We start from the raw sequence: 12929 nt of genomic DNA, 5'->3' as shown, positions 1-12929 counted from the left end.
TAATGGTAGGGATAGTAAGGGTTTTGAATTTATGGGTAGAATAAAAAGTAATATACTTGATGATACTATTGTAATAGTTATTATTGTTGGATATGTTTTAGTGTGAAATTAGTTAAAGCAAAAAAATATGAGAAACAAGAGAACCATAATACAAAAAATAGAACGCAGTTTGCGTTATAATCTTTCCTGTTTTATGGCGCTCATTTGGTCTCCTAAAAAATTTAGACTTTTCAGTTGGTTTGAAATCTTAGGATTTACTCTATTTCTAATAATTACTTTTATCTTACTTTCCTTAAGCGCATAGTTCTGCACGTTTTGTATTTTCTTCTTCCCAATTACCATAGTCATCTGCAAACCACATATCCTTTTGCTTGTGACCACTTATATGACCATTAAGTTTCTTAGTGCTAGCAAACGACTGTTTGCATTCAGGGCACAAATAGGGATGCGCTTCAAAGTATATACCCGCTTTTATCGCTGTGGTTATGCGCAAAGCCTCTGCGCTAGCTTGCGGTTGTCTTGCGGTATCATTGTGCTCCACCGCTTTGTCTTTGTGGTAAAATAAGTGACTAAAACTAAAGATTGTTGCAGAGAGCATTATGCATATTAAAACGGAGCTCCACATACTTTCTGGGTAGAATTGATAGACTAAATTATGAGCTAGCGTACCAGCAAAATAAGCGTAAGCGGTGCGAGTCCATCCTTTTACCGTGAATATTAATATTGCCAAATCTATTCCTATCGCATAGCACCAACCAAACCAAGGGTCTGTGTACTGACTATTAATTTTGAAAACATAAATGGTATGTGCTATTTGTGGTATCAATAAAACAGTAAGTGCTATAATACCAAAAGCTTCATTCAAGATGAGTTTACGCATAATTTATATGAATATTTCTGTTAGTAGCTCTAAGTTTTTGGTATTATAACTTTGAAATCTCCAAGCCCATTTAAGCGCATTTCTACCTAAACGAGTTCTGGTTTCTGAGTCTTTTACCATAAGCTCAATATTTTCAATCCATTCTGGTGTTTCGCTAGCCAGTAATCCTGTCTCACCTTCTATAAGGATGGATTTTGCTGAATGATGAATTGAAGTAATTGTAGGTACGCCAAATACAGATAGCTCTATAAAAAGTTGCGTATTCTGATGTTTATTAAAAAGCCCTTCTTTAGCAGGTAGCAAAGCAATATCAAGCCGAAGGTTATTTAGCTTTTCAAAGTAGTCTGTGAAGGAAACGGTATCGTGTAATTCACAATCAATCTCTTTAAGAAGCATATCTCCTTCCTTAGAAGAATGGGGCTTTCCAAGGCATACAAATTGAATGTTCTTCTTTAAAGTTGCACGTGTTTTTAAAAGTACTTCCTTATGAGATAGTAAATCTTCTTCTGTCGGTTTTATGATTCCTATTCGTATTTTTTCTGAATCGTTCTTTATAAGAGGAGGCATTTCTTCGTAGCCAAATCGGGAGGTTAAGCTAGGTGAAAACTCAACTATGACATTTGATTCTGGTAAGCGGTCGGCTGTCAATTTTTGTAAAAATTTCTGGAAAGGTTTATTGGCTACTGTCGCCATATCCATTAAACCTAAATTGGTTTCAAAGCGCTTTAGTTTTTCTGTGTTTAGCTTTCGCGAAAGCGGAATTGAAATAGGAAAAGCAAAGTAGTTTCTGTCTACATCCATAACTAATTGTACCTGTGGGTTAAGGGTTTTTATAGCCTGTAACAGGTAGCTAACATCACTAAAAAGTGCTGGGAAGATGATATAATCTGCCCAGGTAATTAATTGTTCGTCGAGTACACTAACAAAGTCAGATAGTTTTCTGGAAAAGTCGTTGCTTTCAATACCCGTAATAATAGCCTTATGGGTGTCAGTCTTGTTAATCTCTAAAGCTGGAGCTATCATTCTATAATACCCTGTGGCGTTGAGCGTAGGGCTTACATAAAGTATGTGGATTTTGTCATCTGGCTCAATATTATATTTCTCTTGAAATTTATTGCTTAAATGTAATCGTGCTTGGAGTTCTCTTATTGTTCTCATTATATAATATTTGGAAGTTCTTTCTGTATGCCTTCATAATATTTTGCAATACGTTGTCCAGTTGCTTTGTCATAAATTTCAATGGTGCCAGCAAGTGGTCCGTACTGTTTTATCTTTTTACGAAAGCGCTCTAGTCCTGTTTCTTTACTACGTGTTTTAGACAATTTATGTTTCCAATCTATGGAGTACATTGTGCGTACGTTTCCATCTTTGAACCATACAATCATTTTTGTGTAGGAGTCTTGTCCTAGTTTCCATCCTTTTTTCTGTGTCATTATTTGAAATATTTTATAAGTGAATTAAGTGGGATTTGCTTGATGAACTCTTCATTTTGAAAGGCTCTAACGTGTACTTTTTCGTCTTTTACGTGTATCCAGATGCGCACGCTGTGGTCATCAATGCGGTTTGCTTCTGCGAAATCTTTTAAATACTGCTTAATGCTAAAAGCAATTTTATTTTTGATGCTTCCTAAAGCAGCAGTCTGCTCATCCAGAAAGAAATAGGTTAAGTCTTCTGTAGGGATTGAGCTCAATGGTTTGTCATTGTCGTATAGCAGGGACTTTATTTGATGCTCTGCCTGAAATAGACGTATAAACAATCGCTCTTTAGGAATGCGAATACGATTTGAGATGTAGGTGGTTCTTTTGATGATATTTTTTGATACCATTTTTTCATAACCAAAAATATCTACGGACAAATCGGTTAACGCACCCTTGAGTTTTGCCTTTATGGTGCTATTTTGTTTCGTTTTGTTTTTCATTTATTAAGTATTGAATTGTAAAAATGAGTGTGTGCTGTGGTCTAGTACTGCCGCTTGAAAAGCCTTTATGAGTTCTGGTTGCCCAAGTTTTCCAATACGTGTTTCGCACGCTTTATAGAGTTCAAGGCGAGGCTTTTGTTTTGCGGTATCTTTCTTCTCGTTGTTAAGAAAGCGCCTTATTTGGGCGTGTAGAATGAGCTTTTGTTGTACTTCAAGTTCCCGCTTTTTCTGGTTGTAATACCATTTGCGAGTACCTGTAAATCCGCTAGGGTTTTTAGGGTCAAAGTATTGATGAGGCAGTTGTACAAATCTCCTTTCGGAATCTTTGGCAATGTATTTCTCCACGATTGCGATACGTTCCACATAGACTTGATGCACTTTTGATAGCGTTTTATCCGAAACAGGTTCGTACCAAAGTCGTAATAGTTCCAAAGCTCTTTTTTCTTGACTCTGTGTGAGATAGTGGTTTTTGTAAAGTGTATTTCGAGCAAGTTTCCATAGACTTTTTACATACACAGATAGGGAGGCGGAACGAGCCACATCGGCTTCCGAAATTTCGGCGCCAGTTTGCTCTGTGACTCGTTTGTTCCGCACTATTTCCCCTGCATCATCATTTTTTTTAGGGGCTATTTTCCCTGTGTATCCTGTCAAGGTGTTACTAGTAGCGTTGCGTGACCGCTGAAGCTTTGTGAGAGGTAACGAACTCGTTGTTCTTTTCAACTTATCAACCGCTATTATTATATTATTTATGTAACCATTGTTACTAGTATCTGTATGAGGACAAGTTGGCGTTTGTGTTTCTTTAAGGTGTTGATTTTCAGTGTTTAAATTTTGAGGTTCTTTTAGCGTACTTTTTGCTTTATCCACAACTTGTTTTCCAGTTACTAACAGGATGTTTGGATTGATGGAAAGCTCATAATCTGCTTTAGAACCACGCCACTTTTTTGCAGTAATGATATTGGCTTCTCTTAAGCGAGATATATGTCTTTGAATGGTTCTTATGCTGGCATTTGCTTTTTTAGCCAGTTGAACATTATTTGTTCTTAAAGGAGGGAGATTTTGTAAATCTACAGATGAAATACTATTCGCTTTGAGAAGAGAAAGCGAGTATATCTTAATGATTTCACGAGTTGTAAGAATCATAGCCTGTCGCACTTGTTTGGACAGGGAGTTTGTGTTGCTGTTGTAGTTTTCTACATAAGTATCTAAAGCATTAAATGCAGTAGCGTAGTGTATTATGGACATTTAGTAAGAGATAACCACACCTCAGTAAAATACTGTCAGTGAAGTGGTATGTCTTGCTTGCTGTTATAGCATTGGGTTTACAGATTTAATGTGGTCTGCGATTTTTTATTGGGCTCACGTTGAGATTCCTTAAAAAGACTCTGCTCTCTTCTTAAGGAGGTTTGTCGCTTTTTCTCTTTAGCTTCTATAAGGTCAAGACAAAGTTCGTAAAGCGTTTCTACGCTACTAGGTTTAATGATTTGCTTATTAAAGAACTTGGACACTGTAGGTCGTGATAGTCCAGAGGTTTTGGTTAGTAAAGTAATGGGGCTGTCGTATAGCTTTTCCATCTTTAGGAGTACGGTTTTAATTTCTGACTGTAAATACATTGTAAAAGTTTTGTAAAATAATTGACATCATTTTATGATTTAATTATAAAAATAAACATCATTTTAGTTGTTTGTGATGCCAAATATATATAATATTGCTATTCAAATACTAATTATTGATATCAAATTTTACATCCGATTAATAAATAATAACTAACCAATTTAGAGACAACACTTTAAAATAATGAAAGAAAATCCCCTATTAGATAATATTGATAACAAGTTTATAGAAGCCGTAGATGAAGTTATTGCTATAAATACTGAATTAGGTATAAAACCAGCAAATGATAGCGCTATTGGAAAAGCTGTCTATCCAAATAATAGAAGTATTGTTTCGGCGGTAAGAGGGCGCAATAAGCATATTCCTCACATTGCACTAATCAAATTTGCAAAAGCATTCAATGTAGATATGAATTACTTTTATGCCGATGATAAACCTTTACATTACAAGCCAAATACCATAATGAATGTGACTGTTTCGGGAAACGGTATAAATAGTTCTGGAGCAAATACTACAAATATTCACGCTGGTAAAGGTGAAATTAAAGGAATTAATACTGCTGCTGCAGGTTCAAAGAATACCCTCGTGGAGGTAGTAGAAGTTAATACAATGATTAACAACTTTATCTCTCAGATGGATAAAGACCGAGTTGAAAAATTTCTTCAAATTATATCGTCCATACAAGTAGAAAGTAAACAAGCGACTAAAAAGTTTGAAAAACTGTTTGAAGCAAAATCGCTTGAAATGCAAGATATGCGGAAGTATTTTGAAGAAAAACTTGAATTATTGGATAAACAACTTATTGAAACACGTCAGAAATTAGATGAAGCGATGAAGCGAGAAATCGATTTACTAAGACAATTACTAGAAAAGAAAAATAGTAATTGATTATGAAGCAAGATTTACAACCAAAAGAGCTTGCTTCGCTATCTGAAGAAGAGAGACAGGTAATTGAAATGTTGCGCCTTCAAACATTTCAATCTTTAAAGATTACCAAACGCAATGGGCGCATTGATATGATAGAAGGAACAGAGCGTATTGAGGAGCGAACAAGAATAGTAGATATATTGAAAGAACACAACTATCAGAATATCGAAATAAAACAGAATGATGGTCGCGTAGTATTTATAAATCGTACCATAAAAACAAAGGTTAAATAAACCAAGACATCAAGAGGTTTAGTGATTAAAAGCTTTAAAGCTAAACCAGAAGACCATAAGGGTCATTATTTCAGATTTGATTGCAACCATAAATAATGGAGCAATTGATTAGGAAATCAAAATGTCAAAAACAATTGCTGTTAAGCAAAAAGTAAAAGAAGAAAAGTACAACGACGAGTGGTTAAAATCCTTTGTTGGATTTGAGGATATTTCGGAAGAAGAGTCAAAGAAAATAGTTAAAGAATTAGAAATGCTTGCAGAGGTAGTTTGCATACATTTTATGAATACAAGTTAATATGAAAGATTTATCAGTCTTTAAACAGTTTGCAAAACCAAGCAAATCCATTCAGTTCAAAACAGACGGGAAAGCGGTTATTTATACTAGGGTATCTACAAAAGAACAGGCAGAGAATAACGCTAGTTTAGAAACACAACTTAAGTACTGTAAGGAACTAGCACTTAAGAAAGGAATTGAAGTGTCAGAGTATTTTGGAGGTACTTATGAGTCTGCAAAAAGCGATGAACGAAAGCAATTCCAAAAAATGCTAACCTTTGTAAAAAGGCGAAAAGATATTGGTTATATTATTGTGTATTCTTACGACCGATTTTCAAGAACGGGAGCCAATGGAGCTTATATAAGTGACCAGCTCAAAAAGCAAGGCATTGTAACATTATCTGCAACACAGGAAGTAGATACTTCTACAAGTGCTGGGTCTTTTCAACAGAATCTCTATTATATGTTCTCTCAGTTTGACAATGAATTGAGAAGGGACAAGTGTGTTTCTGGTATGAAAGAAAAAATAAGAAAAGGGTATTACATTGGTCCATTGCCTTTCGGTTATACCAACTTAAATCCTGGTAATGGAAAAACTCCTGAATACATAATTAACGAGCAAGGTAAATTATTGAAGAAGGCTTTTCTTATGAAAGCAAATCTTGGTTTGGCCAATTCTGAAATCGTGAGGAAGTTTAAAAAGAAAGGACTTAAAATAACTGAAAAGAGTTTTAGTAAATATCTGAGAAACCCTTTCTATTGCGGGTTAATAATTAGTCCATTACTTCCTGACGAGATAGTGATTGGTAAACAACAACCTCTGGTAAATCAAGAGTTGTTTTTAAAGATTAACAACATTCTTTATACAAGACCAGATAACAGAGTTTACAACTCAGAAGATGAACATTTGCCGTTAAAATCGTTTATCAAATCACTTGAATGTAAAACGCCGTATACAGGTTATCTAGTGCGTTCTAAAAACCTGTATTATTATAAAAATAGAAGAAAGGGTAGTAAAGAAAATAGAAGTGCTAAAAAACTACACCAGACATTTATAGATTTTTTAAATGACTACAAGCTAAGAGATGAAAAGCTTGTAGAGCCATTGAAGGAAATCATTACAGACAAATTTATCGAGTTAAATTCTGAAAGTATAGAAGATGCTAAACGTGTAGAAGCTGATATTGAAAACCTTCAGAAGCGTTTGGAACGATTGGAAGAGCGATTCGTTTTTGAAGAGATAACTAAACCTCAATATGATAAATTTAAACAGAAGTTAGAGCTGGAAAAACGGGAATTTGAAAGTAAAAAACTAAACTTCAAATTTAATAGTTCGAACCTTAGAAAGGCAGTCGATAAAGCTTTAGATTATGCTTTGAATCTCCCGTCACTATGGGAGTCTGGTAATATCGAAACAAAAAGAGCATTGCAATATATGGTGTTCCCCGAGGGAATTTACTATGACTTCAAAAATCACCGAGTTCGAACTTTTAGAGTAAACTCCATTTTCTCTGCAATCGCAAGTATATCGGGCAATATGGGCGGAAACAAAAAAGAGAATTACCATAAAAATTATGATAATTCTCTTGAAGTGGAGTCGGAGGGATTCGAACCCTCGTCCAAACAAGCAATTATGACTGCTTTCTACACGCTTAGTTTTTGTTTCGATTTTCGTGAACTTGCCGGTCAAAAACAACCAACGCATTCCTTATTCTTAATTAAGCTTCAAAATAGTATCAAGACTCTACTATTTCTATGTTTACTTTTACGATACTCAAAAACCAAACGCCGTAAACCAAGGCTTTTGAAGAGTATCCTGCTTGTCTACCTAGTAGACCGAGGCATTATCCTACTATGATTCAGATTATGCAGCTAGGGCGTAGTTATTCTCGCCGTTTAAAAAAGTGACATCGATATTTACGAGCATGAACATCATAGCTCGGCGTGCTTACAATCCAATTGGTCTCGCTGTCAAAACCAGTCGACCCCATTTGTATCAGTAAAAACAACAATATGTATTTACTAATTTGTACCAAATTAGAATATAAAAAATATCAAATTCGGGTTGCAAATATAATTGTAATATCTTTGCGCCCGTAAAATTTTTACAAATATTATACCATTTTGAAGTTTGCCCTCATTAAGGAACATAAATCAATACACGAAGCTCGTGTATTATTTTCTCCCTTACAATTAAAAAAAATAGCAGATTGTTACCCTCAACATCAATTTATTATTGAAAGCTCTGCTACTCGCTGTTTTCCCGATGCTGCTTATGCTAAACTTGGTTTTGTTGTTACTAAAAATAGTAATGATGCTGATGTTTTTCTGGGTATAAAAGAAGTACCTCTGAAAAATTTAATTCCACATAAAACCTATTTCTTTTTTTCGCATACCACCAAAATGCAAGCTCATAACAAAGAATATTTACAAGGCTTGACCGAAAAAAAAATCACCTTTTACGATCATGAAAATTTGACTGATGATGCTAACAGACGTTTAGTAGCCTTTGGAAAAAGTGCGGGTAATATAGGTGCCTATCATGCTTTACGTACCTATGGCTTAAAAAATACCTTATTTACACTGCCAAAACCACATCATTTTACGAGTATTGAGCATCTCAAAAACGAGATTGCTAAACATGTTATTCCAGCTATAAAAATTGTAGTTACTGGAACTGGAAATGTAGGAAATGCTACCGCTCAGTTTTTAAAAAGCATAGGAATAAAACAATTAACGCCAACCGAGTTTTTGAATACAACCTACAATTTCCCTACATTCGTTCAATTGCGTAAGTCGGATTATTTAGAGCATTATAACACTCAGGAGTTTTGTATAAATGATTTCATAAAACACCCTTATAACTACAAAAGTACCTTCAGTAAATTTACGCAACATGCAGATCTATTTATAGCTGGTCATTATTACCACCAAGGCATGCCAATGCTTTTTACTCAAAAGCAAACCAATCAACCTGATTTTAAAATAAATACTATTGCAGATATTTCATGTGATCTAGATCACCCCATACCTACTTGTATAAAAGTAGCAACACCAAAAAATCCAATTTATGGGTATGATAAACTAACAGGTAAGGAAACCAATTACAATACTCCCAATAGTATAGCCATTATGGCTGTGGATAATCTTCCGTGTGAGTTACCTGAATATAGTAGTATTGAGTTTGGAAATCAATTTGCTTCAAGAATCCTTCCCCTACTTATAAATAATCCAAATCACCCAATTTTAGAAAAAGCTTGTGTTTTCAAAAATGGTGACTTTACTAAAAAGTATCAGTATTTGGAAGATTTCGTTTTATCAAAATCTTTTTCTTTCTAATCATTCAACTCATACTAAACTATTTTTTTACATTTTTAACACAATATGATCATCAAACAGTCTTAGATTATTATTTTTTACGACTAATACGATTTACTGATAAGAATTACGTATAATTAATAAAATTAGCTATGACACCTTTACATTTATATGTAGGTGAAAAAATTCAAGGAGATTTTGAACCTAAAAAACTTAATTTACTACTTAACTTTCAAGTAAACTGTCCGGGTTGTTTTTTATATGCCTTACCAACTTTTAATAAACTATACAAAAAGTATAATAATGATTTAGGTTTTCTTGCCCTTTCTACTGCCTTCGAAGATTTTGATGTGAATACAACTAAAAACACTATTGATTTAGTTAATGAAGGAACACTTGTAGGTCACACCAAACATGCTCTGGCTGAATATGGATATGATAAATTACAAATTCAACCAGAATTTCCAATTGCAATGGATAAAAAAATGGAATCATCTCAAATAGATGAAATAACAGAAAAAATATGCCTACTAAATCCTAATTTTTCTATCTGGTCTAATTATGATCAAGATCTTTTTTTAAAAAAAGTAAAAAACTATTTAGTAAAACTACCCGAAGTATCACTCACTTTTACGACTAATCAATTTCGTGGCACGCCCACTTTTACTTTATTTAATAATGATAATGAAATACTTCATTCTTGGTTTGGCCATGTAAAAATAGCTGAAATTACAACTAAAATAAACTCATTTAATTAGTTTGAATGCTAACCATAGCATAAACATTACTCTAGCATAACAAGGTGTTCTTCATTTTAAATTAGAATGTATTAAACAAACTTATACTGTAATTCTAATAATGTAACCATAAATACTACTATACTAAACAGGTATCTTGTTAAACCCGAATTATGCATTAAAAAATCTATTACGTCTGCGATCTACTTCAAATACTATCGTAAACTGTATTTTTTAATTTAACCATAACGGTGCTATGCTGAAATTAAGAAAACACTAGTATTTATTGTATATCACAGCCTCATGACAAAGTTTCAATGCATAATTCGGGTTAAACCAAAATTTAGTTTCTGTACAAAACCACAAATACATCTGTGTTTCAGTAGACTAAAACATCTTACAAATGTTAGATAACTAACTTTATTACAACGAATTAAACAGTTAAATTAATTTTATTAATGTTAAATAAATACAAAATAATACTTAAAGTATTATTTATAATTCTGTCACTATACAAAAACTTATTCATAACAAAAAACTATCGTAAATAGCTTTAAGACAACTATTTATCTATTATTTTTAAATCTTAAACTTACTTAATAGGCTGTTAATTTATTGTAATTATTTGATATTATATAAGTTAAAGATCCTATCCTACAAAAAAGTACTGTAAGCTTTATAATTTCCAAAGGTCTACATCCATACCACATAAATTAAATACTCAATATTAAAATTATTCAAATATGAAAAGACCCACAACTGAATACATTTCAAGGTTTAAAAAATGGCAAGATACCGCTGTAGTAAAAATAAAAGACCATCCAACTTTAATTGACTTTGAAAAAGGATTAGATTTTTATTCAAGAGAACAATCAATACTTTTGAAACACCCAAAAGTATTTAATTTACCCGAAGAGGAAATACAAAAACTACTTGTTTACGAACTTTACAATTATTTAGAATTTACGGTTTGGCTCGAGTTAGGCCCTGTAAACGAGGTATGTAATTTAATAAGAATGCCTTCTTTTTTACCATGGCTTTCTAGTGAAATGAAAGATGATGCTCTCAAAATATATGTTGATGAAGGGGCTCATGCTGAAATGGCTTTTGCTTTAATTTCAAAAATAGAAGAACATACGGATATAAAATCAATGAGGTTGGAACCTAAATTTATTAAAGAATTAGATGAATTGATTTTGAGCCAGCCTAAGGAATTAGAACAAATGATTAAGATTTTCTTTGTCATTATATCTGAAACTTTAATAACAGGAACTCTCACCGGATTACCTCATGATAAAACTGTGCAAAAAGGTATTAGAGAATTTGCATTAGATCATGCAACTGATGAGGGCAAACATCATGCCTATTTCAAAAACTTTTTTGAAATTCTTTGGCCCAAAATGCCAAAAGATTTTCAAGCTAAAATTGGAGCTCTTTTACCAAAAATGATTCTTGCCTTTTTATATCCAGATGCTCATGAATTAGAGCAAATACTTTTAAAGTTTTTCACTGTTAAAGAATCTTCTGAAATTATAAATGATTTATTAAGCTCTGAAAATGTTATTGAAGGAGTTAGAAAATCAATATTACCCACTAAAAGAATGCTAAAAAAATGTAATCTTTTTGAAATTGAAGAAATTGAACATTCTTTTAATAGTCATAAGTTAATGAAAGTATGACAACTTTTATTTCACTTTCACTAAATATTTTCAACTATTAAAACTACCCAACTCAGCCATTGTTCTGTACATGACACAATTATGGAATGATAATAAAACACTAACAACTCTAACAACAAACACTATGAACACAGAAACTTCAAAAAATCTCAAAGAAATAATTTTGTCATTAATTGCTACGCCAAAATTAGGAGAAAAACATTTGATTACATTATACAAAAAAGATGCTAATGAAATTATAAAAACTTTTTTTCACTGGTTAACTATAGTTTCCGAAATCAACAATAGACTTGCTGTTGATAATTTAATATTTGAAGATAATAATAATGCTCATTTCACTCTTTTAAAACCTATAAACACAAAAATAGGTGTCATTTGTACTTCCACACTAAATGAAAACAATTTGAATTATTCGCTTAAAAAGCATATTGAAAATTACAATTTGGATTTTGCCATACTACTATCTAATCAAGCTAACGATATACAAGATAATAATGATATTAGTAAAGATAATAAAGTCTTATATATAGATTCCAATTGGCTTGCATCAATAATAATTGATAATCAAAAACCTTTTTTTGCTCAATTAGGGATTACAAATAATTATGAGTGGACTCCATATATAAAAAGTAAAAAAATAAAAACAATTTCATTACAGAATAAAAATTTAGAAACTACTTTTTATAGTGATACTTACGAACTTTATAAAGGCGATATTTTTGCTGTAAATTCACATCTTCCTTTAATTACTATTCCAAAGTCTTTTATAGAACGCTATTATAAATCAAAAAAAGCAACTAAACTTCAAATTGAAAAGGTTTTCAAAAATAGATCCAAATTAATCAACAACTGGGAGAGTCATATAAACAATTATAATCATTATCAAATTGTTGATCAAGTATCATTAGAAAATTATATTAAAAATCCAAAGTATTTAGGCTTATCACTAACAAAAAAAGAATTACAAGAACAGATTTTCAACTTAAAAACACTATTAAAATATAACAATTATAAATTTTTGGTAACTACAGAATCTTTAGATTTTAATTTTGAATTAAAAAATTCTAAAGTTTGCTTAAAACCTACATTATCAATCAATTCACCTTCCATTAAATCTTTTAACATAGTTGTTTGCACCCCTTTAATTTACAATGAATTTGAAAAAAGATTTTGGAATATATATGAATTGATTGGCGATGAATTTAGCAACAAAAAAGATCTTGTAAATTACATTGATAATATTTATTGTAATAGCCTTATTGAACATAACGCGTCAATCCAAAATGAAAAAGTTAATATTGAATTATTCAACTACAACTCTAATAAAGCTTCTTAATTCTTATTAATTA

General features: G+C 32.2%; 13 protein-coding genes, 1 other RNA gene and 1 pseudogene. 8 read left to right on the top strand and 7 right to left on the bottom strand.

Annotated elements, in window-relative coordinates; genetic code table 11:
* Positions 1-292 precede the first annotated feature (292 nt).
* The 6 genes from KQA_RS0203280 to KQA_RS0203255 form a co-directional block, all read right to left on the bottom strand.
* The gene (locus tag KQA_RS0203280) at positions 293-880 is read right to left on the bottom strand and encodes a hypothetical protein (protein ID WP_010178046.1); all 588 of its coding nucleotides are present in this window, start codon (positions 878-880) and stop codon (positions 293-295) included.
* 3 nt (positions 881-883) lie between these two features.
* Positions 884-1903, bottom strand: coding sequence for a glycosyltransferase family protein (locus tag KQA_RS0203275; protein ID WP_040396040.1), 1020 nt, complete (start codon positions 1901-1903; stop codon positions 884-886).
* Positions 1904-2037: 134 nt separating this feature from the next.
* A complete protein-coding gene (locus KQA_RS0203270; RefSeq protein WP_010178042.1) occupies positions 2038-2313 on the bottom strand; it encodes a hypothetical protein in 276 nt (91 codons plus the stop codon).
* Positions 2313-2798: a hypothetical protein gene (locus KQA_RS0203265; protein ID WP_010178040.1), complete on the bottom strand. Its 486-nt coding sequence runs from the start codon at positions 2796-2798 to the stop codon at positions 2313-2315. The genes KQA_RS0203270 and KQA_RS0203265 overlap by 1 nt, the downstream gene beginning before the upstream one ends.
* A 3-nt stretch (positions 2799-2801) precedes the next feature.
* A complete protein-coding gene (locus tag KQA_RS0203260) occupies positions 2802-4043 on the bottom strand; it encodes a helix-turn-helix domain-containing protein (RefSeq protein WP_029209433.1) in 1242 nt (413 codons plus the stop codon).
* A gap of 77 nt (positions 4044-4120) precedes the next feature.
* Positions 4121-4411 (bottom strand): hypothetical protein, encoded by a 291-nt coding sequence (locus KQA_RS0203255; RefSeq protein ID WP_010178037.1) that lies wholly within the window; start codon positions 4409-4411, stop codon positions 4121-4123.
* Positions 4412-4595: 184 nt separating this feature from the next.
* On the opposite strand from KQA_RS0203255, the gene KQA_RS0203250 reads away from it, so the two are divergent.
* The 4 genes and pseudogenes from KQA_RS0203250 to KQA_RS20975 form a co-directional block, all read left to right on the top strand.
* Positions 4596-5300, top strand: coding sequence for a hypothetical protein (locus KQA_RS0203250; RefSeq protein ID WP_010178036.1), 705 nt, complete (start codon positions 4596-4598; stop codon positions 5298-5300).
* A 2-nt stretch (positions 5301-5302) separates the two neighbouring features.
* Entirely contained in the window at positions 5303-5572 is a 270-nt protein-coding gene (locus KQA_RS0203245; protein WP_010178035.1) for a hypothetical protein, read from the top strand.
* 121 nt (positions 5573-5693) lie between these two features.
* On the top strand, positions 5694-5867 hold the full coding sequence (locus KQA_RS20160) for a hypothetical protein (RefSeq protein ID WP_157366575.1): 174 nt from the start codon (positions 5694-5696) through the stop codon (positions 5865-5867).
* A gap of 1 nt (position 5868) precedes the next feature.
* Positions 5869-6699: pseudogene (locus tag KQA_RS20975) on the top strand (recombinase family protein); the annotation flags it as partial.
* A gap of 736 nt (positions 6700-7435) precedes the next feature.
* Here KQA_RS20975 and ssrA read toward each other — a convergent pair.
* Positions 7436-7835, bottom strand: a transfer-messenger RNA (tmRNA) gene (gene ssrA / locus KQA_RS19800).
* 135 nt (positions 7836-7970) lie between these two features.
* Between ssrA and KQA_RS0203230 the strand changes: the two genes are divergently transcribed.
* The 4 genes from KQA_RS0203230 (at position 7971) to KQA_RS0203215 (ending at position 12916) form a co-directional block, all read left to right on the top strand.
* Positions 7971-9185: an NAD(P)-dependent oxidoreductase gene (locus KQA_RS0203230; protein ID WP_010178031.1), complete on the top strand. Its 1215-nt coding sequence runs from the start codon at positions 7971-7973 to the stop codon at positions 9183-9185.
* A 131-nt stretch (positions 9186-9316) separates the two neighbouring features.
* Entirely contained in the window at positions 9317-9922 is a 606-nt protein-coding gene (locus KQA_RS0203225; RefSeq protein WP_010178029.1) for a hypothetical protein, read from the top strand.
* Between the two features lie 722 nt (positions 9923-10644).
* Positions 10645-11580, top strand: a complete 936-nt coding sequence (locus tag KQA_RS0203220) for a diiron oxygenase (protein ID WP_010178027.1) — start codon at positions 10645-10647, stop codon at positions 11578-11580.
* A gap of 124 nt (positions 11581-11704) precedes the next feature.
* Positions 11705-12916 carry a hypothetical protein gene (locus tag KQA_RS0203215; RefSeq protein WP_010178025.1) on the top strand — a complete coding sequence of 404 codons (1212 nt, stop codon included), beginning with the start codon at positions 11705-11707 and terminating at the stop codon, positions 12914-12916.
* The last annotated feature ends 13 nt before the right edge of the window (positions 12917-12929 follow it).

The sequence above is a fragment of the Aquimarina agarilytica ZC1 genome, assembly GCF_000255455.1.
GTDB classification, from domain to species: Bacteria; Bacteroidota; Bacteroidia; order Flavobacteriales; family Flavobacteriaceae; genus Aquimarina; species Aquimarina agarilytica.
Note: the sequence above shows the minus strand (reverse complement) of the source record. Positions and strands in the feature narration are given on the sequence as shown.